This window comes from Ruegeria sp. CDSA034, from assembly GCF_059612275.1.
The window spans coordinates 97751-121847 of record NZ_JBXWQH010000013.1 but is presented as its reverse complement, the minus strand read 5'-3'; the positions used below and the strand labels follow the sequence as shown (position 1 = coordinate 121847).

General features: G+C 58.6%; 21 protein-coding genes and 1 tRNA gene. 14 read left to right on the top strand and 8 right to left on the bottom strand.

The genetic code is table 11. The features are described from left to right. Nucleotides 1-39 precede the first annotated feature (39 nt). On the bottom strand, nt 40-930 hold the full coding sequence (locus AC2FLJ_RS18435) for a LysR substrate-binding domain-containing protein (RefSeq protein WP_496696487.1): 891 nt from the start codon (nt 928-930) through the stop codon (nt 40-42). Between the two features lie 96 nt (nt 931-1026). On the opposite strand from AC2FLJ_RS18435, the gene AC2FLJ_RS18430 reads away from it, so the two are divergent. Genes AC2FLJ_RS18430 through AC2FLJ_RS18415 form a run of 4 tightly spaced genes read left to right on the top strand, consistent with a single transcriptional unit; the run spans nt 1027 to nt 6752 of the window. Further along, nucleotides 1027-2193, top strand: a complete 1167-nt coding sequence (locus AC2FLJ_RS18430; protein ID WP_496696485.1) for a pyridoxal phosphate-dependent aminotransferase — start codon at nt 1027-1029, stop codon at nt 2191-2193. Nucleotides 2194-2217: 24 nt separating this feature from the next. Then, nucleotides 2218-4410: a dehydrogenase E1 component subunit alpha/beta gene (locus AC2FLJ_RS18425; RefSeq protein WP_496707082.1), complete on the top strand. Its 2193-nt coding sequence runs from the start codon at nt 2218-2220 to the stop codon at nt 4408-4410. After that, nucleotides 4407-5441, top strand: coding sequence for an ACP S-malonyltransferase (locus AC2FLJ_RS18420; RefSeq protein WP_496707081.1), 1035 nt, complete (start codon nt 4407-4409; stop codon nt 5439-5441). Before AC2FLJ_RS18425 ends, AC2FLJ_RS18420 begins: the two co-directional genes overlap by 4 nt. A 39-nt stretch (nt 5442-5480) precedes the next feature. Further along, on the top strand, nt 5481-6752 hold the full coding sequence (locus AC2FLJ_RS18415; RefSeq protein ID WP_282170993.1) for an NAD(P)/FAD-dependent oxidoreductase: 1272 nt from the start codon (nt 5481-5483) through the stop codon (nt 6750-6752). A 2-nt stretch (nt 6753-6754) separates the two neighbouring features. On the opposite strand, the gene AC2FLJ_RS18410 is transcribed toward AC2FLJ_RS18415, so the two are convergent. Next, nucleotides 6755-7456 (bottom strand): SDR family oxidoreductase, encoded by a 702-nt coding sequence (locus AC2FLJ_RS18410; protein WP_496696479.1) that lies wholly within the window; start codon nt 7454-7456, stop codon nt 6755-6757. A 103-nt stretch (nt 7457-7559) separates the two neighbouring features. Between AC2FLJ_RS18410 and AC2FLJ_RS18405 the strand changes: the two genes are divergently transcribed. Beyond that, a complete protein-coding gene (locus tag AC2FLJ_RS18405) occupies nt 7560-8411 on the top strand; it encodes a LysR substrate-binding domain-containing protein (RefSeq protein WP_282170991.1) in 852 nt (283 codons plus the stop codon). Here AC2FLJ_RS18405 and AC2FLJ_RS18400 read toward each other — a convergent pair. Further along, nucleotides 8402-9304 carry a LysR family transcriptional regulator gene (locus tag AC2FLJ_RS18400; RefSeq protein WP_282170990.1) on the bottom strand — a complete coding sequence of 301 codons (903 nt, stop codon included), beginning with the start codon at nt 9302-9304 and terminating at the stop codon, nt 8402-8404. The two genes, AC2FLJ_RS18405 and AC2FLJ_RS18400, sit on opposite strands and share 10 nt — an antisense overlap. A 76-nt stretch (nt 9305-9380) precedes the next feature. Between AC2FLJ_RS18400 and AC2FLJ_RS18395 the strand changes: the two genes are divergently transcribed. From AC2FLJ_RS18395 to AC2FLJ_RS18375, 5 genes are all read left to right on the top strand, one after another. Continuing rightward, nucleotides 9381-12593, top strand: coding sequence for a reductive dehalogenase (locus AC2FLJ_RS18395; RefSeq protein ID WP_496707078.1), 3213 nt, complete (start codon nt 9381-9383; stop codon nt 12591-12593). Between the two features lie 129 nt (nt 12594-12722). Next, nucleotides 12723-13589, top strand: a complete 867-nt coding sequence (locus AC2FLJ_RS18390; protein ID WP_496707076.1) for an FAD binding domain-containing protein — start codon at nt 12723-12725, stop codon at nt 13587-13589. Then, complete coding sequence (locus AC2FLJ_RS18385; RefSeq protein ID WP_058278395.1) at nt 13586-14065, top strand: (2Fe-2S)-binding protein; 480 nt, start codon at nt 13586-13588, stop codon at nt 14063-14065. Before AC2FLJ_RS18390 ends, AC2FLJ_RS18385 begins: the two co-directional genes overlap by 4 nt. Continuing rightward, on the top strand, nt 14065-16320 hold the full coding sequence (locus tag AC2FLJ_RS18380; protein WP_496707074.1) for a xanthine dehydrogenase family protein molybdopterin-binding subunit: 2256 nt from the start codon (nt 14065-14067) through the stop codon (nt 16318-16320). Before AC2FLJ_RS18385 ends, AC2FLJ_RS18380 begins: the two co-directional genes overlap by 1 nt. After that, a complete protein-coding gene (locus AC2FLJ_RS18375; protein ID WP_170559220.1) occupies nt 16313-16558 on the top strand; it encodes a MoaD/ThiS family protein in 246 nt (81 codons plus the stop codon). Before AC2FLJ_RS18380 ends, AC2FLJ_RS18375 begins: the two co-directional genes overlap by 8 nt. Here AC2FLJ_RS18375 and AC2FLJ_RS18370 read toward each other — a convergent pair. Next, the gene (locus AC2FLJ_RS18370; protein WP_496696472.1) at nt 16555-17262 is read right to left on the bottom strand and encodes a lysophospholipid acyltransferase family protein; all 708 of its coding nucleotides are present in this window, start codon (nt 17260-17262) and stop codon (nt 16555-16557) included. The two genes, AC2FLJ_RS18375 and AC2FLJ_RS18370, sit on opposite strands and share 4 nt — an antisense overlap. A gap of 143 nt (nt 17263-17405) precedes the next feature. On the opposite strand from AC2FLJ_RS18370, the gene AC2FLJ_RS18365 reads away from it, so the two are divergent. The 3 genes from AC2FLJ_RS18365 to lptF all read left to right on the top strand — a co-directional run bounded on the left by AC2FLJ_RS18365 (nt 17406) and on the right by lptF (nt 19259). Beyond that, nucleotides 17406-17481 (top strand) — tRNA-Trp (locus tag AC2FLJ_RS18365). Nucleotides 17482-17766: 285 nt separating this feature from the next. After that, a complete protein-coding gene (locus tag AC2FLJ_RS18360; protein ID WP_496707071.1) occupies nt 17767-17937 on the top strand; it encodes a hypothetical protein in 171 nt (56 codons plus the stop codon). Between the two features lie 182 nt (nt 17938-18119). Next, complete coding sequence (gene lptF, locus AC2FLJ_RS18355) at nt 18120-19259, top strand: LPS export ABC transporter permease LptF (RefSeq protein ID WP_282170984.1); 1140 nt, start codon at nt 18120-18122, stop codon at nt 19257-19259. Here the strand turns inward: lptF and AC2FLJ_RS18350 are convergent. Further along, on the bottom strand, nt 19256-20086 hold the full coding sequence (locus AC2FLJ_RS18350) for a LysR family transcriptional regulator (RefSeq protein WP_496707069.1): 831 nt from the start codon (nt 20084-20086) through the stop codon (nt 19256-19258). The two genes, lptF and AC2FLJ_RS18350, sit on opposite strands and share 4 nt — an antisense overlap. Before the next feature lie 100 nt (nt 20087-20186). On the opposite strand from AC2FLJ_RS18350, the gene AC2FLJ_RS18345 reads away from it, so the two are divergent. Next, on the top strand, nt 20187-20777 hold the full coding sequence (locus AC2FLJ_RS18345) for an HD domain-containing protein (protein ID WP_058275703.1): 591 nt from the start codon (nt 20187-20189) through the stop codon (nt 20775-20777). Here the strand turns inward: AC2FLJ_RS18345 and speB are convergent. The 3 genes from speB to AC2FLJ_RS18330 form a co-directional block, all read right to left on the bottom strand. Then, complete coding sequence (gene speB / locus AC2FLJ_RS18340) at nt 20774-21616, bottom strand: agmatinase (RefSeq protein ID WP_496707067.1); 843 nt, start codon at nt 21614-21616, stop codon at nt 20774-20776. The two genes, AC2FLJ_RS18345 and speB, sit on opposite strands and share 4 nt — an antisense overlap. Next, nucleotides 21613-22782 (bottom strand): carboxynorspermidine decarboxylase, encoded by a 1170-nt coding sequence (nspC, locus tag AC2FLJ_RS18335; RefSeq protein WP_496707065.1) that lies wholly within the window; start codon nt 22780-22782, stop codon nt 21613-21615. Before nspC ends, speB begins: the two co-directional genes overlap by 4 nt. Nucleotides 22783-22861: 79 nt before the next feature. Beyond that, nucleotides 22862-24085 (bottom strand): saccharopine dehydrogenase family protein, encoded by a 1224-nt coding sequence (locus AC2FLJ_RS18330; RefSeq protein ID WP_496707063.1) that lies wholly within the window; start codon nt 24083-24085, stop codon nt 22862-22864. Nucleotides 24086-24097 lie beyond the last annotated feature (12 nt).

Below are 24097 nucleotides of genomic sequence, written 5' to 3'. Positions count from 1 at the left end.
GTCCGCAGGACGCAAAGCCGGAGGCTGCGCAGTTTTGGATCAGAATGGGCCAACCTGACCTTGCAGCCATATCCGAAATGACCGTAGCGGTTCGGATTCCGGTCGAGTCTGTGGCCAGACCAGAAAGAATTGCCCAAGGCTGATATGGGGCCCTTTCCATGCTGGAACCAATCTTTTGGTTTTCAGTTCGTCTTCGATCAGATAGCTGGGCAATAGCGCCGCTCCCAGCCCGTGGATCGTGGCCTGCACCATGGTCGAGAACTGATCGAACAGCATTCCCCGCATCCCCGATGCGTCACGCCCTTGTGCCGCAAACCATCGCTCCCAAGCGTCTGGTCGGGTCTCAAGATGCAGCAAAGGGGCTGTCATCAGCCAGCACAAGTCCTGCTCCTGATCGGGCAACAGGTCCGGCGCGCAGACCGGAACCACATCTTCACGCATGATCGGCAGGTAGTTGACGCCCGGCCAGTTCTTTTGGCCGAAGTGGATGGCGGCATCAAAATGTTCGGTCTCGAAATCAAACGGCTTGAGGCATGTGCTCAGGTTCACGGTCACTTCAGGGTGGCGACGGGCAAAATCCTGCAGGCGCGGTGCCAGCCAGTGCATTCCAAAGGCGGGCAGGATGGACAGGTTCAGCGACCCGCCGGTTGGGTTGGCCTTCAGTTTCAGTGACGCTTGCGCAATCTGGTTCAGCGCTGTGCGCGCCACCTGAACATAGTCTTTTGCGGCGGGGGTCAGGTGCAATCGCATCTGGTTGCGCTGAATGAGCGCGACGCCCAGTTGGTCCTCCATGGACTTCAGCTGTCGGCTGATCGCGCTTTGGGTCAGCGACAACTCTTCGGCCGCGGCCGAGGCGCTACCGAGGCGATCAACCGCCTCCAATGCCAGAAGAGAGGGGACCGAGGGGAGAAACCGACGGGGCGCAATCATATGATAAATCCTCATACCTTTCACACGGAATATCACTGGCAATTGCCGTGCGCCAGCCCGATACAGAGGCGTGGAATCCAATGTGGATGTGGACCAATGACCCTAACGACCAGTATTCAAGAGTTTCAGCCTGCCGAACGGTTGGACGGCATTGAGCTGTCAGAGATCGTTCGCATTTCCGAACAGGCCGCGCGCCTTCGCGCGCAGGGTGCCGACGTGATTGCGCTCAGCACTGGTGAGCCTGATTTTCCGACCCCGCAGCATGTTGTTGAGGCGGCGGACCGTGCAGCTTTGAACGGGCAGACACGATACCCTGCAACGGCAGGAACGCCGGCATTGCGATCAGCGATTGCGATTGAGGCTGGCGCGCGCCTCGAAAATGTAATCGTTTCGACGGGTGCCAAGCAGGTTTTGTCCGGTACGATGATGGCAACGCTCAATCCTGGCGATGAGGTGATAATGGCCGCCCCATTCTGGACGAGCTATGCGGATATGGTCAGGTTGGCAGGCGGTGTTCCCTTAGTCGTTAGCTGTCCGGCGACGCAGAAATTCAAACTGACGCCGGATCAGTTGGAGGCCGCGATCACACCGCGCACGCGTTGGCTACTGCTGAATTCCCCGTCCAATCCAACTGGCGCGGTCTATTCCAAGGCGGAATTGCAGGCGCTGGGCGCGGTATTGCAAAACTATCCTCAGGTCTGGGTGATTTCTGACGAGATCTATCAACACCTATCTTTTGTACCCTTCACCCCCTTTGTGCAGGCCGTTCCCGAATTGGCGGAACGAACCTTGATCGTAAACGGCGTGTCCAAGGCCTATTCCATGACCGGCTGGCGCATCGGGTGGGGAATTGGCCCTGCTGAGTTGATCAAGGCGATGGTTGCTGTGCAGGGGCAAATCACGTCAGGGGCGTGTTCGATTGCCCAGGCTGCAGCATTGGAGGCCATCACCGGGCCGCAAGACCTGCTGGCGGACCGCCGTCGGGCAATGCGAGCGCGCCGCGATCTCGTTGTCGAAGGGCTAAACGCCGCTGGTCTGGAATGTGCCGTGCCGGATGGCGCGTTTTACGTCTTTCCCAAAACTCACGCGAAAATGGCCACAGACCATGAATTCTGTCGCTTTCTGCTGGATGAGGCAGGTGTGGCGCTGGTGCCGGGTCGCGCGTTTGGGATGCCGGGGCATTTGCGGCTTTCTTTTGCCTATGCCACTGAAAGCCTGCAAGAAGGTATGCGTCGTATCGCGGACGCTACCGCCAAATTGTAACCAAATAACTTCGGAAGACACCCAATGGATCGCGCCCAGATCGTTCACGAGAATATCCTGACCCGGGTTGCCAATCGCGACTTTCCCGACGGAGCAAAGCCGCGGCAGGGTCTGAGCAGTACCGATGCGGTGTCGCTGTTCCGGTCACAGGTCCTTAGCCGTGCGTTGGACCGGACCAGCCGGGCCATGCAGAAGGCGGGGCAGGGGTTTTACACTATCGGATCATCCGGCCACGAAGGGATGGCCGCCGTGGCGCATGCACTACGCCCGACCGATATCGCCTTTCTTCACTACCGGGATGCCGCATTTCAAATCGCGCGGGCTGAGCAGGTGCCCGGCCAGCAGATCGCATGGGACATGCTGCTGAGTTTTGCCTGTTCGAAAGAGGATCCGACCTCGGGCGGGCGACATAAGGTCTTAGGTTCAAGGGCGCTGACCATCCCGCCGCAAACCTCGACGATCGCCAGCCATCTGCCCAAGGCAGTGGGCGCTGCTTATTCGCTAGGCGCCGCGCGGAGACACGATCCTGAACACCGTGAACTGCCCTTGGACGGGATTGCGATGTGTTCCTTCGGGGATGCCTCGGCCAACCACTCCACCGCGCAGGGCGCGATCAACACCGCAGGCTGGACCAGCGTGCAGTCGACGCCTTTGCCGCTGTTGTTTGTGTGTGAGGATAACGGGATTGGAATCTCGGTCAAAACGCCAAAAGGCTGGATACAAGCGTCGATGGAACACCGCCCCGGGATCAAGTACTTTCAAGCCAACGGTCTGGATATCTACGAGACCTACGCAGTGTCCAAGGAAGCCGCCGAGTATGTCCGCTCCCGCCGTAAACCGGCCTTCCTGCATCTGAAAACCGTGCGTCTTTACGGCCATGCGGGCGCAGATGTGCCGACCACGTACTTGCCGAAGTCCGAGGTTGAGGCGGACGAGGCCAACGATCCCCTGTTGCACTCGGTGCGCTTGTTGGAACAGGCCGGGGCATTGGCGCCGGAACAGGCGTTGAAAATCTACGAAGATACCTGCGCCCGCACGGACCGCATCGCGGCGGAGGCCGCAACCCGCCCGCATCTGACTACTGCGTCCGAGGTCATGGCCAGCCTGATCCCACCCAAACGCGCCTGCAAGCCCACCAACGGCCCCAGCGCCGAAGCGCGCGCCAAGGCCTTTGGCGGCGACACGCGGGCAATGGATGATCCGCAACCCATGAGCCGTCTGATCAACTGGTCGCTGACCGATCTGATGCTGGAACACGGCGAGGTCGTCTGCATGGGCGAAGATGTCGGCCGCAAGGGCGGCGTCTATGGCGTGACCCAGAAACTGCAGCAACGCTTTGGCCCGGACCGGGTGATCGACACGCTGTTGGATGAGCAGTCCATTCTGGGACTGGCCATTGGCATGGGGCATAACGGGTTCCTTCCGATCCCCGAAATCCAGTTCCTCGCTTACCTGCACAATGCCGAGGATCAGATCAGGGGCGAGGCCGCGACCCTGCCCTTTTTTTCGAACGGGCAGTTCACCAACCCGATGGTTCTACGCATCGCGGGGCTTGGGTATCAGAAAGGGTTCGGCGGCCATTTCCACAATGACAACTCGCTGGCAGTCCTGCGCGACATCCCCGGCGTGATCATTGCCTGCCCATCGACTGGCGCGGATGCGGCGAAGATGCTGCGCGAATGCGTACGGCTGGCGCGCGAAGAACAGCGGGTCGTGGTCTTTCTGGAACCTATTGCCCTTTATCCGATGCGCGATCTGCACGATGCACAGGACGCAGGTTGGATGACGGCGTACCCGTCGCCTGACCAGAGTATCGCGCTGGGTGAGGTTGGCGTGCATGGCGAGGGTAAAGATCTAGCCATCGTCACTTATGGAAACGGGCATTACCTGTCGAAACAGGCTCTGCCCGAGTTGGAGGCAGCAGGCGTGAAAACCCGTATCATCGACATGCGCTGGCTGGCACCTCTCCCAATTGAGGCTCTGCGTCAGGCCACAAAGGGTTGCAAACACGTCTTGATCGTCGACGAGTGCCGCCGGACGGGCAGCCAGTCTGAGGGGCTGATGACCTTTTTCACTGAAAACAGTCCCTCTACCCCTAGCGCGCGCGTCGTGGCCGAAGATTGTTTTATCGCAACTGGTCCCGCCTATGCCGCTCCGCTGCCATCGAAGGACGGGATTATCACCGCCGCGCTTAAACTGACGGGTGGCCGCTCATGACTCGCACAGCCGTCGTCATCTGCCCTGGTCGGGGTACATACAACAAGCCCGAGCTTGGCTATCTGCATCGCCACCACGCGCAGCAGACTGCGATGTTTCGGGGCTTCGACGCGATACGTGCCGAAGCAGGGCAAGAGGCCGTTACCGCATTGGATGGCGCAGCGCGGTTCACAGTTTCCAAGTATTCAAAAGGCGATATTGCTTCACCGCTCATCTACGCAGCTTCGCTGGCAGACGCGCAATCGCTGGCCGATGATATCGAGGTGGTCGCGGTCACCGGGAACTCGATGGGGTGGTATATTGCGCTGGCCGCTGCCGGGGCGTTGTCGCCTGAGGACGGGTTTCGCGTAGTGAACACGATGGGAACACTGATGCAGGATCACCTTATCGGTGGCCAACTGGTTTATCCCTTTTTCGGCGACGATTGGGCGGAAGACGCTGTTCGCAAGGCAGAGCTGCTGGCGGATGTAAAACGCATCAATGCGATGGCAGGTCACGACCTTGCTTTGTCCATTGATCTGGGCGGAATGCTGGTTCTGGCGGGCAATGAGATGGGGCTGAAGGCGTTCGAGGCGTCGCAACCCACCGTGCAGGACCGTTTCCCGATGCGCCTGCCAAACCATGCCGCGTTTCACACATCCTTGCAGGCACCGGTCGCTGCCGAAGGGCGTGCGCGCTTGGGCGCGGACTTGTTCGGACAGCCTGAACGCCCCCTGATCGACGGTCGCGGAAAGATTTGGTGGCCGGGTGCCACGGATACGCAGGCGCTTTGGGATTATACCCTGGACCACCAAGTGACCGAACCCTATGACTTTACCCGTGCGATCCAGACCGCCGCGCATGAGTTCGCGCCCGATATGTTCATTGTTACCGGCCCCGGCGCGACCTTAGGTGGCGCAGTGGCGCAATCCCTTGTTCTGGCGAATTGGCGTGGCATGGATAACAAGGCTGATTTTCAAGCGAAACAGGATGCGCAACCCTTCTTGATCGCTATGGGGCGCGAGGATCAAAGAGCGCTTGCAACCGGCTGACACTGCCCTGATGATCCGCGCAATTTCAAGGAGCGCGACGTGAGCGACCACAACCAGTCCCTTTGGCTGAACACATGCCGTGAACTTGTCGAACCCAGTGTTTCAACCGGTGATATCACTGTTGATCTGGCGGTGATCGGTGGTGGGTACACCGGCTGTTCTGCGGCCCTGACTGCAGCCAAGGCTGGTGCCTCGGTCTGTCTGCTTGAGGCGCATGACATCGGCCACGGCGGATCGGGCCGCAATGTCGGGCTGGCGAATGCGGGGCTGTGGTTGCCGCCCGCTGAGATTCGCGCGCATCTGGGTGACATAGTTGGGGATCGGCTGGTTGACCTTCTGGCTGCTGCTCCATCAGAGGTGTTCAGCCTGATCGACCAGCATGGGATAGACTGTGAACCTGTGCGCAACGGAACTCTGCACTGTGCGCATTCGGCTGCGGGTCTCCGGGATCTGCAGGTCCGCCACGCGCAACTCAGCGCTGCTGGCGCACCGGTTGAGTTGCTGTCTGCAGAACTGACAGCGCAGCGCACTGGCAGTGCGGCCTTTGGTGGCGCCCTGTTCGATCCGCGCGCCGGAACCATCCAGCCATTGGCATATGTGCGCGGATTGGCGCGTGCCGGGGTTGAGGCTGGCGCGTTGGTTTCCACGCAAGATCAGGTTCTGTCCATGCAGCAGATGGATGGAATCTGGGTGATGAAGACTGCTCGGCGCACAGTGCGCGCCAAATGGGTCATTCAGGCGACCAATGCCTATCACCGTGATCTGACCGCATCGGCCCCCGCCTATGTGCCGGTCTATTATTTCCAATATGCCACGGCCCCATTGTCCGACAATCTGCGCGCCAGCGTTTTGCCGGGGGATGAGGGGTGCTGGGACACAGACCTGATCATGACCTCGTTCCGAATGGATCAAGAGGGGCGGTTTATCATCGGTGCCATGGGTGATCTGGATCAGGCAGGCGGCGGGATTCACAAGAGCTGGATCAAGCGCAAACTGGCACAGCTGTATCCGCAACTGGCCGATCAGCCATTGGTCGAAGGGTGGCATGGCCGCATCGCCATGACGTCAGACCACATCCCGAAGATTACGCAGATTGGTCCCAATGCTCTGTCCGTTCATGGATTTTCGGGGCGTGGAATCGGGCCAGGCACTGTCTTTGGCCGCCTTGTTGCCCAAAGTCTGTTGCAGGACGACCCAAGCCTTTTGCCGGTGCCCGCAGTCCCAGAATATCAGGAAAAGTGGACAGGGCTACGCCGCGCCTATTTTGAAACCGGCGCGGCGCTGATCCATTTTGTCAAAGCGCGGTTCTGACCTCAGACAGCGCGGGTGATGCCGCCATCAACCCGGATGTTTTGACCGGTGATATAGCCGCCACCCTCTGATGCAAGCATCGCCACGACCGAGGCGATCTCGTCATAGCTGCGTCCATAGCGGCCCATCGGGATGCGCGCGCGGAATTCCTCTTTCTCTGGCAGGCTGTCGATGAACCCTGGCAAGACGTTGTTCATCCGGATGTTGTCAGCCGCGTAATGATCCGAGAACAGCTTGGTGAAAGCGGCCAAACCTGCGCGGAACACGCCGGAAGTTGGGAAGACAGGGTCGGGCTCGAACGCGGCGAAAGTCGAAATGTTGATGATCGATCCACCACCTTGCTTCTGCATAATAGGTGTCACCAGCCGGGTTGGTCTGACGGCGTTCAGGAAATAGACGTCCATTCCGGTGTGCCAATCCTCGTCCGTCAGCTCCAGCACTGGCGCGCGCGGTCCGTGACCGGCCGAGTTGACCAGCACGTCGATGCGCCCCCAATGGGACATCGCGGTGTCGACCAGTTTTTGCAGATCATCCGTCGACTGGTTTGACCCGGTCACGCCAACACCACCCAGTTCGTGCGCCAGTGCCTCACCCTTGCCAGAAGACGACAGGATGCCGACCTTAAATCCATCTGCGGCCAGACGTCGGGCTGAATCTGCGCCCATTCCGCTGCCGCCCGCTGTTATCAGCGCCACTTTGGTCATGTGATTTCTCCATTCATTGATGGCATGAAGATGCGCTTTGGCGATCTGATTGACCAATCAGTTCTGCTGGCCTTATGATGTAGAAAAACTACAGGGTGCTACGATGGCGGCTCTTCCCCCTCTGAACGCTTTGCGGGCCTTCGAAGCTTCGGCGCGGCATCTGAACTTTCGCTTGGCTGCCGAGGATCTGGGCGTCACCCAAGGTGCCGTCGCCCAGCAGGTACGCGGGCTTGAGGCACGATTGGCTGTGACGCTCTTTGACCGCCTGCCGCGTGGCCTTGCGCTGACCGAGGCTGGGCGCAGGTTCCATGCGCCCTTGCGCCGGGCCTTCCGTCTGATCGAAGAGGCCGTCGAGGATCTTTCTGGGGACAGACAAATTACTATCTCTGTCACGCCCAGCTTTGCCTCGAAATGGCTGGTTCCTCGACTTCCGGACTTTACGCGGCACCACCCTGATATTGCCGTGCAGGTCGACGCGCGGGAGCGGCTGGCGGATTTCCAGGGGGACGGTGTCGACATTGCTGTTCGGCAAGGGCGTGCGCCGTTTGGATCCGGGGTGGTCGCAGTGCCTCTGTTTTCCACAACTTTCATTCCGGTTTGCGGTCCTGAGATGGCGGCCAGAATTGCGCATCCTGCTGACCTGACAAAGCACACTCTGCTGAACGACACCCATGGGCTGTGGCCTTTGTTTCTGCAGCGTGCAGGGATCACGGGCAAGCCGAAGATGATGAGTTTCAGCCAGACCAGCCTTGCCATCGACGCAGCCGTGTCGGGCCAGGGTGTTGCGCTTGCTAACGAACCGCTTGTTTCTGCCCAGTTGGCCGCCGGTCAGTTGGTGCGCCCGATCCCGGACGAGCTGGTCGAGGACTTGGGCTTTTACATCGTAACACCCAAACAGCCACGCCAACCCGCGCTGGTCGCAGTGATGAAAGACTGGTTGCTGTCTCAATCCTGAAGCGTCGCTGCGATGGCTTCGATCCTGTCACGCAACCAGCGATGTGCCGGGTCGTTGGAAGATCTTTGGTGCCAGACCATGTAGATAGAGACAGGGTCGCACGCGAAGGGCAGAGGTGCACAATCCAACGCATGTAGCGGCCCGTGTTTCATCAACGCCGTATCGGTTGAAATCAGGTCGCCGCCTTTCACAAATGAGGTAATGGCATTGAAATGCGGCAGGGTAACCGTCGGTGGCCTGATCTGGTTTTGATCGACACCCCGCATAACAGCGCGCGAGCTGCGGCCATCGGCAAAGCGCACTTCGACATGCTCGGTTTCGCAATAGGTTTCCCAACTGTCCGGAGGAGATCGTCGTGTGCCATCATAGTAGATCATCAACGGACTGCTGAGGATGCGCTTTTGAAAGATGTCCGGTCCATCCGGCGGCAAAGGTGTCAGCATCAATTGACACCGATCGCTGCGCAGCAGCTCAGGGTCTGGAACACCTGATGGGATAAACCCCAACCCTAGCCGCACGCCTTCGGTCCGTACTTTTTGCAGCAATTGCGGGAAAATCAATTCCCTCGGCATGTCGTTTGTGGCGATGTGAAAGACCATCTCTTCGGACAGCGGGTCGAACGGGCGGTCCTCGGTCAGTGCGCGCATATTGTCCAGAACCTGCTGCACGGGGTCTTTCAAGGACAAGGCGCGCTCAGTAGGGGTCAGACCTTGCCCTGATCTGATAAATAACGGATCGCCCAGAACCACCCGAAGTTTGGACAGGGTGTGGCTGATGGCCGATTGCGTCACGCCAAGCCGATCTGCGGCCTTGGATACCGAGTTTTCTTCGAGAATGGTCAGAAAGACCCTCAGGACTTTGCCATCCAGATCCATGAAATCTGTTTTGCTCATACCGCTTATGATTATTCATGAATGGATTTACTGTCCACGCCGCATTAGGTGAGACCTAGAAATCAGGAGGCGCACGATGGGGATCCGCTTTTTCTCGGACAAGAACCGGCCGGTCCACATGGGGCCTTATCCGTCGGAGCGGCTGGCACGTCAGAGCGTTGTGCCGGACCTGTCTGCCGTGCCGCCGATGCCCGTACTCAGTTTTCACCGGCCGGATCAGCCTGAAAGCATCGTCAACGCAATGGGTGAGTTTCAGGCGATGATGGACGCTATTCGTGATGGGTTCGTGAATGCTGTGCCCTCTGAAATCCCGGCTGATCCGAGCGCGCGGGCGCATCACCTGAAGGCCTTTGGCTATTTCAATGACGCGTCGATGATGGGGTGCGGGCCTTTGCTTGCCGAGGCGATGCTGCCCCAGCCGCGTCGTAACCCCGACATAGATCGACTGGCCCATGCGCTGAAGACCCGGCAGACCAAGACGCTGGCGTCGGGTATTGATGTCATCATGGCCGACTTGAAAGAAAGCATGGAGGCCGCGCCCAAGCCGATGGACACCCACCGCCACGCCATCGTCTTTGTCTATGAACACAACCGTGATCCGAACCCGGATGAGCCCGGCTCTGATTGGATCATGGATGCGCAGGATCACCGTTCCTGTTTGCTGGCGACCGAAAATGCGGTGGTGATTGCCAACTATATCCGATTGTTGGGGTTCGATGCGCGGGCGCATACCGCGATGTCCTCTGAGGTTGATCTGGGCAAGCTGGCGGTGGCGGCTGGTTTGGCCTCGGTCGAGAACGGCGATGTCGTTGTGCCGTGGCTAGGCAAGCGGTTTGGTCTGGCAGCTGTTACAACCGAGATGGAGATTGCGCATGATCGACCCCTGCAATCCATGGCGCAGCAACCGTGGTTTCGCACTCAGGGTCCGGCGTGGTGGCTGGGAACGGGGTTCGCCAAGAACGCGCTGAACCGGGATGCTTACGCCAAACGACGCTACGTGGACGGGGCGCATCCGTTCGAGAAGCTTAAGCGCGTCGAGGACCCGACGACCTACATCGACGAAGAAAACGTGGCCCGCGTTCCCAAACGCGCCGACATGTTTGCCCGCGCACAATTCGGGGATATGGGCAAACCGCTGCAGGATGCAGCCAGGGGGGGGCACTACGTGCGCAAGGCCGCCCCCAGTTTCGCGCAACGCCGTTCACTGGGCGCATTTGTGCTTTTGCAGGATGGCGACAGCGCGGATGGCCCGCGCCCGACCGATGCCGCCCGAAATGCCGCGAATATCAAGGCCGCGACCTATTTCATTGGAGGCGATGCCGTGGGTCTCAGCCGTTGTCCTGAATGGGCGTGGTACTCTCACGACGCGACCGGAGAAGAGATCAACCCGACCCACGATCAGGCCATCAGCATGATCATCGACCAGGGCTATGAAACGATGGAGGGGTCCAGCGGCGATGACTGGATCGCAGTTGCCCAGTCAATGCGCGCTTATCTGCGGTTTTCGCTACTGGGCGGTGTAATTGCGCAGCAGATCCGCAACCTCGGTTACAAAGCCAAGGCGCATACGGTCATGGATGGCGAAGTGCTTCAGCCGCCGCTTTTGCTGCTGTCTGGATTGGGCGAGGTCAGCCGGATTGGCGAGGTCATCCTGAACCCTTATCTCGGGCCCCGGCTCAAGTCCGGCGCGGTGACAACCGACATGCCGATGGAGCACGACAAACCGATTGATTTTGGCCTGCAGACTTTCTGTGAAAGCTGCAACAAATGCGCGCGCGAATGTCCTTCTGGGGCAATCACCGCGGGGCCGAAACTCATGTTCAACGGCTATGAGATCTGGAAATCCGACAGTCAGAAATGTGCGACCTATCGCGTGACCACCCCTGGCGGTGCAATGTGCGGGCGTTGCATGAAGACCTGCCCGTGGAACCTTGAGGGTATCTTCAAGGAACGCCCGTTCCGCTGGGCCGCGATGAACATCCCGAAAGCCGCGCCGGCATTGGCGAAACTGGACGATGCCGTGGGTAATGGCGGATTGAACGACACCAAGAAATGGTGGTGGGATATTGAATTGCAGGCGGATGGAGCTTACCGCCCGACGAAACATCCGCTGAACCGGCGTGACTTGCAAACGGATCTGGACCTGCAGTTCGAAGATCAGACATTAGCCGTCTATCCTGCCTATCTGGCCCCCCATCCGTGGCCATATCCCTTTGCGATGGACCGCGAGGCCGGGATTGCGGCCTATCAGGCGATGGTGTCAGCCGAAGAATACAAAAACCGCAAGGCAGCAGGGGATACTTCGATCGTGCATCGTTACTCGATCGCGGGCGATGCGCCGGTGATGCGAGTTACGCTGACCAAGGTCGACAAGATGACGGCGGGTGTGACCAAGTATGAATTCTCGGCCCTGAATGGCGCGCCGTTACCGGATTGGACCGCCGGGGCGCATCTGGATGTGCTGGTCGCGCCTGAGTTTCTGCGCCAGTACTCAATGTCGGGGAACCCGTCGGACAGGTCAGTCTATCAGATCGGCGTTCTGCGCGAGGATGAAGGTCGCGGCGGTTCGGCCCTGTTGCATCGAATCTTCAGCGAGGGGCGCAAGGTCTTCATCTCGAAACCGATCAACCATTTCGAACTGGATGAAACTGCAACAAAGACCTTCCTGATGGGTGGTGGGATCGGCATCACCCCGATGATTGCATTTGCTCATCGGTTGCATGCGCTGGGCAAGCCGTTCGCGTTACACTATTCCGCCAGCACCCGTGCTGGGGCCGGGTACCTGAACGATCTGGCGGCGATGCCCTGGGCCGACCACGTGCATTTTCATTTCTCGGATGAAGGAACGCGCGCCGATCTGGATGCAGTCCTGTCGGGTTATCAGGAAGGGTGGCACGTCTATACCTGCGGACCGGATCGCTACATGGACGGTGTCATGCAAGCGGCCGACCGGCAGGGATATCCCGAAGAGGCGCGGCACCTGGAGTATTTCTCAGTCCCCGAACAGCCGGAATATGAAAATCACTCCTTCACGTTGAAGCTGGCGAAGTCGGGTAGGGAACTGACCGTCCCCAAAGACAAAGATGCCGCTCAGGTATTGAACGAGGCGGGTATTCATGTGGATGTGAAATGCGCCGACGGCATATGTGGCGTCTGCAAATGCGGTGTGGTTTCCGGCGATATTGAGCATCGTGATTTCGTTCTGTCCAACAAACAGCGCGAGGGCGCGATCATCTTGTGTCAAAGCCGCGCGGCTGAACCTGACGGTGTGATTGAACTCGACCTCTGATCTGAGGTCTGAAAACGACTTCGATAAACACAAAAATTGGTCGTTCCAGCCATGGACGCCGTGGGGTAGCTGCACTAACGTCCCCTGCGAACCCCAGTGAATCCTGATCAACAGGTGCGAGGTATTTTCATGGATTATCACAGCCCCGCCAGCTTTGCCGAGGCGTCGGCTCTGGCCGCGAGCGCGACGGGCATTACCCGGTTTCTGGCGGGAGGCACCGATGTTCTGGTGCAGCTGCGCTCGGAACTTGTGACCCCCGACACGCTGATCGACATCAAAAAGATCGACGGCGTCAGCGACATCATCAGCAATGCCGATGGCAGCTGGACGATTGGCGTCGCGGCCACCGGTGCCGAGATGAGCGAACATTCCGAATTGGGCCGCGATTGGCCCGGCGTAGTTGAGGCGATGGACCTGATCGGATCAACCCAAGTGCAGGGGCGCGCAACGCTGACCGGGAACTTGTGCAATGGCTCTCCTGCGGCCGATTCTGTGCCTGCTATGGTCGCCGCCGGAGTGACCGTTACCGTGACAGGCCCAAGTGGTGATCGCGAAGTTGCTGTCGAAGAAATTCCGACCGGCCCCGGCAAAACGTCGCTGTCCAAGGGTGAGCTGGTCTCGGCCGTGCACATTCCCGCACGGGGTGAAGATGGCGGCGACGCATATCTGCGGTTCATACCGCGGACCGAAATGGACATTGCCGTCGTTGGTGTAGGCGTGAACTTGCGTCTGGACGGCGACACTGTTGCCGAAGCCCGCGTGTCGCTGGGTGCTGTCGCCCCGACCGTTCTGCTGGTCGAAGACTGTGCCAAGGCCATCATCGGCAGTAAACTGGACGACGCCGCGCTTGATGCGCTGGCTGCTGCGGCATCCGCTGCGTGCAACCCGATTGACGACAAGCGCGGCACCATCGCGTTCCGCACCGAGGTCGCTGGCGTTCTGGCCAAGCGCGCCGCGAAAATCGCCTATGCCCGTGCGAAGGGAGAACAAGCATGAGCAAGTTCCACGTATCCACCACTGTAAACGGCGACTCGGTTGAATACCTCTGCGACCCGCGCGAAACCCTGCTGGACTGTTTGCGCGACAAGCTGAACCTGACCGGCGCGAAAGAAGGCTGTGGTACAGGTGACTGCGGCGCGTGTTCCGTCTCGGTTGACGGGCGCCTGGTCTGTTCCTGCCTGATGCTGGGGGTAGAGGCCGATGGCAAGCAGATCGAAACGGTCGAGGGCATCGCAGACGGCGACGTTCTGCACCCGCTGCAGCAGAAGTTTATTGAACACGCCGCGCTTCAGTGCGGCATCTGCACACCGGGCATTCTGGTCGCGGCCAAGTCGCTGCTGGAAAAGAACCCCAACCCGACCGAAGAGGAAACCCGGTATTGGTTGGCAGGGAACCTGTGCCGCTGCACCGGTTATGACAAGATCATTCGCGCCGTCATGGAAACGGCAGAAGAACTGCGGGAGGCTTCGTAATGGCACTCGACGATCGCAAATCTGAATTCACTTTTGTTGGCACGCGACCGAACCGTCCCGATGGGTTGGACAAGGTTACGGGCCGCGCCAAGTTCGGGGCCGATATGTCGGCACCCGGTATGTTGCACGGCGCGATCCTGCGCTCGCCTCACGCCCATGCGCGGATTGTGAAAATTGACACGTCGAAAGCCGAGGCGCACAAGGATGTTAAAGCCGTCGTGACCCGCGCGGATTTTGCGGACGTCCCGTTCAAACCGGGACTGGAGGGCGAATTCTGGAATGTTCTGGAAAACGTCATGGCAGGCGAAAAGGCTCTGTATGACGGACACGCCGTTGCGGCTGTAGCAGCTACGTCTGCCCTTGCAGCGCGTGATGCGCTCAAGCTGATTGAGGTCGAATACGAGGTGCTACCCCACGTTACTGATGTGGATAAGGCGATGGCCTCAGATGCGCCTGTCATTCGCGAAGGTGCGGCGGATTACTCGGTGCCCGAAGGCATGCACCCGAACGTCGTTCGCTACCATGAAAGTGGGCACGGCGATGTCGAAGCCGGTTTTGCCGAGGCCGATCTGGTCATCGAAGACAGCTTTGTCACTGAGGCGACCCATCAGGGCTATATCGAGCCCCATGCTTGTTTGGGCATGCTGGGAAATGACGGTAAGGGTGAGCTGTGGTGCACGACCCAGGGACACTGGATCGCACAGAAGACCTGCGCGGCGCTGCTGGGTATCGAAACCTCGCAGCTGCGCGTGACGGCATCCGAGATTGGTGGCGGCTTTGGCGGCAAGACAACCGTCTTTATCGAACCCGTTGCGCTGGCGCTGAGCCGCAAGGCCAACCGCTCGGTCAAGGTTGTGATGACCCGATCCGAAGTGTTTCGGGCAACCGGTCCCACTTCGTCGGCGTCGATGGACATCAAGATCGGGATGAAGAAGGACGGGACCATCTCTGCCGCGCAGGGCGTTTTCCGCCTGCAGGGTGGGGCCTTCCCCGGAGCGCCTGGTGACATGACCGCCATGTGCGCCTTTGCGCCCTACAACCTGACCAACGTCAAACAGATCGGCTATGACGTGATGGCCAACCGCCCGAAACAGGCGGCCTATCGTGCACCCGGTGCGCCGATGGGGGCTTTTGCGGTTGAATCGGTGATTGACGAGCTGTGCAAAAAGCTGGGCCTCGATCCTGTTGATGTGCGTCTGAAGAATGCCGCGCATGAGGGTACCAAAGCCAGCTATGGTCCGCGTTACGAGCGCATCGGGCTGGTTGAGACGTTGGAAGCCGCCAAGGCGCATCCGCACTACTCGGCGCCGCTGAAACCAGGGCAGGGGCGCGGCATCTCCTGCGGGTTCTGGTTTAACCACGGTGGTGAAACTTCGGTCTCGCTATCTCTGTCCGAGGACGGTTCGGCCCAGTTGATGGTCGGTACGCCGGACATCGGCGGCTCGCGTGCATCTATGGCGCTGATGGCGGCTGAGGTGCTGGGCATTCCCTACGAAAACATCCGGGTGACCATCGCCGATACAGCGACGCTTGGGTACAACGACGTCAGCCACGGCTCTCGCGTGACGTACGCCTCCGGTCTGGCAACCATCAAAGCAGCCAAACACGCGGTCGAAAAACTGTGCGAACGCACGGCGGCCAGCTGGGGAATTCCGACCGACGCAGTCAAATGGGAAAACGGCTGTGCGGTGCCCTCTGGCCCCAATGCCGGTGATTTCGATCCGCGGCCACTGGCTGATATCACGGCTCATATGGGCTCGACAGGCGGACCGATCTCAGGCCATTTCGAAGCGACCCCGGAAGGCGCAGGCGTGTCCTTTGGTACCCATATCGTCGATGCCGAGGTTGATCCGGAAACCGGCAAGACTGCGATCACCCGCTACACGGTCATCCAGGATGCCGGTAAGGCGATCCACCCAACCTATGTGGAAGGGCAGTATCAGGGCGGTGCTGCGCAAGGCATAGGCTGGGCGCTGAACGAGGAATACATCTATGGCGAGGATGGTCGCCTGCAGAACTCGATCTTCCTCGACTATCGCATCCCCGTCGCCAGTGACCTGCCGATGATCGACACGGTGATTGTCGAAGTGCCCAACCCCGGTCACCCCTTCGGTGTACGAGGCGTCGGCGAGACCGGCATTGTGCCGCCTCTGGCCGCCATTGCCAACGCCGTGTCCCATGCGGCTGGCGTGCGCATGCGTCAGTTGCCGATGTCGCCGCCGCGTATTCTGGCCGCGCTCAAGGACGATGGTTGAAGTTCATCTCTGGTCCGGCCTCCGGTCATTGACCGGGGGCCAGCAGGTCGTCGAGGTTGAAGCCAAGACGACCGGAGATCTGTTACGCGCATTGGTGCTCGCCCACCCGCAGCTTCAAGGCCCTATTGATGCCGGGGTGTCTATTGCAATTGATGGCCGTGTTATAGCCACAGGGCTGACCGAGCCAATCCCTGAAGGCAGCGAAGTTTACCTGATGCAGCGGTTAAGGGGCGGTTAGGCCTCTGGCGACCACGGTTCGCGCCCGACCATGCGGTCGGCTTCAGCAGTGATATCGTTCATATGCTGCTCAAGGCTTTGGCGCAGCTCTTCGATTTTCTCTTCGGATGCTTTGCGAGGCACGGTCTCGGTCCACTCGCGGCACAGAAAGACTCCCTTGTTTCGCCAGGGGCGGGGCATCAAAAGACGATCCCATGTACCCGCTTCGCTGCCATAATGTGCAGAAAAGGTGATCCCGAAGATTCGTTTGCCAGATGTGCGCGCCCAAACCAATGGCACCGTGGAAAGCACACGCTCGGGTCCACGTGGTCCGTCAGCAGCGATGCCGATGGAAATCCCTTGTTTGATCTTACCGATCACTTCTCGCGAGACGGCAACGTTGCTTTTATGTTTGCTGGCCATGGCGATCGTGTCCATTCCGAACAATTTCTGCACCCGACCCACCATGCTGCCTGCGCGCGCAGACGAAGTGATTGAGCAGATGCGTCCTTTGTCCAGCGGGAAGAAGTACGGCGACTGCGCCAGCCTTTGATGCCACAGCACCACGATCACCGGCTCACCTTGTTCGGCCAGCTGATCCAGTTCTTCGTATCCGATACGCTGCCATTTGGTGTTGCGATTGACCATCCGGATATAACTTGCGATGCGGCGCGCGGCCCAGTTCAAAACGGCTTCGCTGTCGGCGATCTTTTTGCGGATACTCACGGATTGGGTCCCTCGTACTGACCAAACCGTGTCTTATAGAACTAAACGCTGCACGCAACTTGTTTGTCGCGTGCATTAGTCGCGCGGAATTTGAAAAAGCCTCTTGAGTCCGCTGCGCGGCTGGCATATTTGATGCGCACCTTAGGGGTATAGCTCAGTTGGTAGAGCGACGGTCTCCAAAACCGTAGGTCGCGGGTTCGAACCCTGCTGCCCCTGCCATTCCTCCAATGAAAACCTAGAATCGGTGGAAGCCTTGTGAATTGCTCTCGTTCGTCGGGGCGCACCACTGCAGGCCGCTTCATGGAAAATTATCGGATCGCTATGGTCAGACGAGCGAGGATTTTCGAGAGGTTGGATGTTTATGAATGCTTTTCAGAGCCCAGGCGCCGAGCCTGCCGTCAGGTTAACCCGGTAAGAACCCAGTGTTTTTACTTGATTTATTCGGTTTGTGTCAAAATACTGGCGAAAGTTTGTCGACTTAGCGATGTCAAGTTTGAGGTAGTAATGATGGCGTATGGTGAAGGTTCGGAACTGACGGAAGACCAAAAGAAGTGGGCTGAATGGACGATGCATCCTAAGAAGCGCAAGTTCAAACTAACCGACTATGCGTCTGTCGCAGTCATTGCCGCGTCTGTCGTTGTCGCGACCGGTGTCCATCACTACGTGATCTTCTAAGTAATTCAGAAATAAAGAATTTTGACCTTTACCTGCCTTGTTTTTGGGGAGTGAAGTTCGCAATCTTACTTTGTCCAGACATCGTTCTTCCCGCGCCCTGCTGTCAAAGGGTCAATCCCGGTTTCCTACGCCAGTAGAATGGCCTATGGTCCTGCCCACAACAGACAGGCGGAAGAGGGTTCATGTCGCGCTTTGATGGTTACTTCCTGCGGCAACTGCTGATTCTGTTCGGCTTTTTCACCTTGGTTCTGGTGGGTGTATTCTGGATTACCCGTTCCGTCAGCCTGTTTGACCGGGTGATCAGCGGCGGCCAACCCGCGATGGTGTTTCTGGAATTTACCGCACTGACCCTGCCGACCCTGATCCGCACTGTGATGCCAATGGCGGTGTTTGCTGCAGCCGTCTATGCCACCAACCGCCTGAGCCGTGAAAGCGAGATGACAGTGATGCTGGCCACCGGGACCAGCCCCTGGAGATTGGCGCGCGCAGTGTTCGTATTTGGCATCGTAACTGGCTTGATGATGGCCGCGATCAGTGTCTTCCTGCGCCCCGCGTCAGTTGAACAATTGGAACAGCGTCAGGCCGAGGTCGCGGGGGATGTCACCGCTCAGCTTTTGAATGAAGGTGAATTTCTGCATCCCGCGCAGGGTGTTACGGTTTACATCGGGAAAATTGATCTCGACGGCACGTTATCCGAGGTTTTTGTTTCGGATCGTCGGGATGAAGAGAGCCCGGTCAGCTATTCCAGCAAGACGGCCTATCTGGTCAACAATGGCTCCGGCATTCATCTGGTGATGGTGGACGGGATCGCATTGCGCCTGAACCCGGAAGGCAGGACGCTGTCTTCGACGCTTTTTGCGGATGCCTCTTATGACATCTCGGAACTCACAAATTCAGACACCAACGCCATGCGCAGTCTTGAGGCGATCCCAACGCTCGAGCTTTTGCAGGGCCGGGAAAGTATTCTTGCGACCGAGCAGTTCTCGGAAGGGGAACTGATCGAAGAGCTGCATCAGCGTTTTTCATGGATCGCCATTTGTATCGCGGTGGCGATGGCTGGTTTTTCAACGCTGATGCTGGGCAGTTTTTCGCGCTTTGGGCTGTGGCCACAGATATTCGGAGCTTTCACGATTTTGGTCCTGTTGGAGGGGGTCCGGGGCTTTGTGTCCCCGGTCGTGATTGATGATCCAAACCTGTGGATTTTGCTTTATCTTCCGGCGATTGTCGGCGTCTTGATTTCATGCGTGTTCCTGTTGATCGCCGGGCGGCCATTGCTGCGCACCCGATCGCGGGGGGCGAATGGAGCCTTGTCTCAAGCTTAATCCGCCGCACGCAGTTCGGTCAGGCAGGCCACCACGTCGTCGAAGGCTTCGCTGTCCCGCCGGGTCACCAGATAAAGCGGCAACATCAGGTCTATCGCTTCGGCAACCGGCACCAAGGTACCTTCGTTCAATTGATCCTGAATAACATATTCGGGGAAGTACCCCGTGCCGCCGCGCTGCAAAACATACCGCAGGCCCATCATGCAATTGCCCAAAAAAAGCGTCTGTCCTGCCGCTTTGCGCGCTGCTGACCGCGCGTGGTCCTGATAAACTTCGCCTAACTCGAGATTTACGAAAACTGGGTCTTTGCCCGCGCCGAGGGTTTCGACCAACAATAAACGTTCCGGTGCCAGTTCGTGATATAGAACGCGCCGATCAGATGGTTTTTCGTGGGTCAGTGCTGCATCCAATACATGCGTCGCCACGGCCTCGACCATGTTGAGGTCATGATCGTAGTTCAGGGTCAGCAATAGCTGGCCATGGCGTTGTTCATAGCGAACGGCCAGATCGACCAGCAATGGATCCCAAACGCTGAGCTGTGCACCAAGGCGAAGGGCTATCCGGTGCGGTGTCTGCCCCGGTAGGTCACGAGAGGCGAAGGACCACAATGACAACATCTGCTCGGCATAGGGTCTAAACTGCCGTCCGAATTCTGTCAGGTTGGTGCCGCCTACGCCTCGAGTGAACAAGGGCTTTCCGGTTTCCTCTTCGATCAGTTTGATACGGGCGCTGACCGCTGTCTGAGTGATGTTGAGGTGTCGTGCAGCGGCATGGAAGCCACCGGTGTCTGCAACGCACAGAAATGTCTCAAAGGCTTTGATTTGCATGTCGAAAGTATTTTTTGATCGAAGTGATAAAATCAATTCATTTTTTTCAGCTGTTGCCTTCGGATATGCTGGCGGTAGCAGATCAGCCAGAGGAAACATCATGCTGGACAAAAGCCACAAACCCACCTGGACCAGTTTTGAAGAGGCGACCAAAGCCGATTGGGACGCCGTCATGGAGTATGAAGAGGCGTTCAACGCCGCCCTTCCAGACCGAATCCTGGACGCGATCCGTTCCCTGGACGAGGCGTGGACGCCTTACCCGGTAAATCGTTACCAGCACAGCCTTCAGGCCGCGACGCGTGCCCACGAGGATGGTGCGGATGAAGAACTGGTGGTCGCGGCACTGATCCATGACACCGGAGATATTCTGTCACCGTATAACCACGGTGAGTTGTCGGCAGCGATGATGAAACCTTATGTCAGCGAGAAAACCCACTGGATATTAAAACACCACTGCGTGTTCCAAGGCTATTACTACAATCACCACCTGGGTGGTGATCGTAACGCCCGCGACAAGTACCGCGACAGCCCCTATTGGGAGGACTGCCGTTACTTCTGCCATGAATACGATCAGAAGGCGTTTGATCCCGAGTATCCGACCAAACCACTTGAGTTCTTTGAACCCATGCTGCGCCGCGTCCTGAACAAGGGCGAAGGCCATATGGAACTGAACGAAACGTCCGAGGGTTAACAGGCAGCCATCAGGCGATAAACGATCTGCGCGGCGGTGAAGTCCCAGGCGGCATTGCCGTTTGGGGCCAGTTCCACCACGTCGAAGCCTATGCATTTGCGGCCTTTCAGGGTGTGTTCTACCAGCCGTAACGCCTGATAATATCCCAGGCCACCGGGCACCGGAGTTCCGGTGGCGGGCATGATCGCCGGGTCCAGCCCGTCGACATCGAAACTGACATAGACCAGCTCGGGGAAATCCTCTGGCAGGTCGACAGCGTGGATATTGCTTGTGACCAGATCTTCTGCATCCACGTGGAAGATGTGGTTTTTCAGGCGGCTCTGTGCCTCTTCAGTCGAAAAGGCACGGACACCGAACTGAGCCAATCGAACGCCTTCTTCGGCCAGCAGGTGCATGACCGAAGCATGGGAGTGTTTTTCCCCCTGATAGGCGTTGCGCAGGTCAGCATGGGCGTCGATCTGAACTATGCCGATGGGTTGACCTAACGCGCGGGCCACTCCCATGACGGCGCCGTAACTGAGGGAATGCTCTCCGCCCAAAGTCACTGGAACCCTACCAGCGCGAACAGCGGCTTCGGTGCGCTGGGCAAGGCGCTCCATGATCTCGGACAGGGCGGCGTCGCAATCCACCGGTTCTTCGGTGAAGATCCCCTCGACGCATGGCTCGGCGTGTCCGGTGGTGCGTTCCAGCTCATTGCTGGCTTCGATGATGGCATCAGGCCCTTTGGCCGTGCCCGAGCCGTAAGAGACCGTGCGCTCTAGCGGCACCGGGATTATGCGAAAGCGGGCATCTTGGGTGCGCTCAAATGCGGTCAGTTCACTGTCGAGGAAAATGCTCATGAGAGTCTGTCCTTAAAGTCGTCATAGCCGAACTGTTTGATGATCTTCAGTTCGTCTGTCTCGCTGTTCCACAAGGCGATGGTAGGCAGAGGAACACCGTTGAACGTGTTGGTCTTGACCATCGAATAGTGCGCCTGATCGAGGAAGGCAAAGCGCTGGCCGATTGCCAGTGGTCGATCCCATGTGTAGTCGCCGATCACATCGCCCGCCAGACAGGAGGGGCCGCCCAGTCGGTAGGTGTGGCCCGTTTCTGCCTCGTTCATCAGGGCAGGGCGGTAGGGGGCTTCGATCACGTCGGGCATGTGGCAGGTGGCCGAGATATCTGTAATCGCAAGGTCCATGCCGTTGGTAGGCAGGTCGAGAACTTCACCGATCAGGATGCCCGCATCCAGCGCCACGGCCTCACCAGGTTCGAGATAGACGTCGAGGTTGTACATTTCGCGAATGTCTTTGATAAACGCCACCAGCCCTTCGCGGTCATAGTCATAACGGGTGATGTGGTGACCGCCGCCGAAATTCAGCCATTTAAGCTGACCGAGGAACGGTTTGAGCCTCGATTCTACAGCAGACCAAGTACGCTGCAATGGTTCGAAACCCTGTTCGCAGAGCGTGTGCATATGCAGCCCGTCTACGCCAGTCAGGGTTTCGGCTGACAGTTGGCTGACTGGTGTTCCAAGGCGAGAGCAGGGCGCGCAAGGGTCGTATTTGGGAATCTCACCTTCGGAATGCTCCGGGTTGATGCGCAGGCCAACCTGAACGCCTGTGGCTTGGGCCTTGGCGAGGAAGCGGTCCTTTTGCGCCGGAGAATTGAAGATGATGTGGTCGGAGAGGGACAGGATTTCGTCGATATCGGAATCCTTGTAACCCGCACAGAAGGTTGCGACTTCACCACCGTATTCTTCGCGACCCAAACGCGCCTCATAGATACCCGACGCGCAGGTGCCACCAAGGTGTTGGCGCACCAGTGGGGACAACGCGAACATCGAGAACGCTTTGAGCGCGCTGAGCACATGCGCGCCGGATTGGGTGCCGATTTCGGACAGGATGATCAGATTCCGTTCCACGGCCTTTTCGTCGACCACGAAGCAGGGGGTTGGCACGCGGCTAAGGTCGAACGCGCGGAAGGCGCCGGCGTCGCCCGCCTGTGTGGTCATCAATTCCGACACGGTTTGATCTCCGAACAGTGCGGAGGGCAGTGCCCCGGCCGCGGGTGGGTGCTGCCCGGCGTTGCCACCGGGCTAAGGCTTAAAACTCGACTGGGCCTTCGAGTTCGTGGACCTGCCACGGCAGGCCGTGCTCGTTCAGCATGTCCATGAAGTCATCCGGGTCGAGCTGTTCCATGTTCCACACGCCGGGTTCGTTCCAGTTGCCTTTCAGCACCTGCGCTGCACCGATCATGGCGGGGACACCGGTGGTGTAGCTGACCGCTTGTGATCCGACCTCTGCGTAACATTCTTCGTGATCGCAGATGTTGTAGATGTAATAGGTCCTCTCGCCCGAGCCATCTTTGGCCTGACCCGTGGCGATGTCGCCGATGCAAGCCTTGCCCTTGGTTTCTGCGCCCAGATCGCCAGGGTCGGGCAGCAATGTTTTCAGGAACTGGATCGGGATGATTTCCTTGCCGTCATGCATCACTGGGTCGATGCGGGTCATGCCGACATTTTCCAGCACTTTGGCGTGGGTGATGTAGGCGTCGCCGAAGGTCATCCAGAAGCGGGCACGCTCAATCTCGGGGAAGTGGGTTGTAAGCGACTCCAATTCCTCGTGATACATCTGGTACATGTTTTTCTGGCCGATGGCGGGAAAATCGTATTCGACCTTTGTGGTCATCGCCGGGCTGGTATGCCATGCGCCGTTTTCCCAGTGGCGCACTTCGGCCAGCACTTCGCGCAGGTTGATCTCGGGGTTGAAGTTGGTGGCGAATTCCTGATCGTTCGAACCGCCATTGGCATCCAGAACGTCGATCTGGCGAATGGTGTCCAGCTTGTGTTTCTTCAGCCATTTGGCGAACACGCTGGTCACGCCCGGATCAAAGCCCGAACCGAGGATGGCAGTCAGGCCTGCCTCTTTGAACCGGTCCTGATAAGCCCATTGCCAGTGGTATTCGAACTTGGCCACGTCTTCGGGTTCATAGTTCGCAGTGTCGAGATAATGAATGCCCGCCTCAAGACACGCATCCATCAGCACAAGATCCTGATAGGGCAGGGCGAGGTTCACCAGCAGTTCGGCCCCGGTGTCCTTGATCAGTTTGACAGTATCTTCGACCTTGTAAGCGTCCAGCTCCGCCGTGGCGATGTCAACGCCCACGCGATCTTTCACTGCCTTCGCGATGGCGTCGCATTTTGATTTCGTGCGGCTGGCCAGAGTGATTTCGGTGAAGATATCCGAATTCATTGCCATCTTGTGCACGGCCGCGTGCGATACGCCGCCTGCGCCGACAACCAGTGTTTTGCCACTCAAAGTTCCCATGGGGGTCATCTC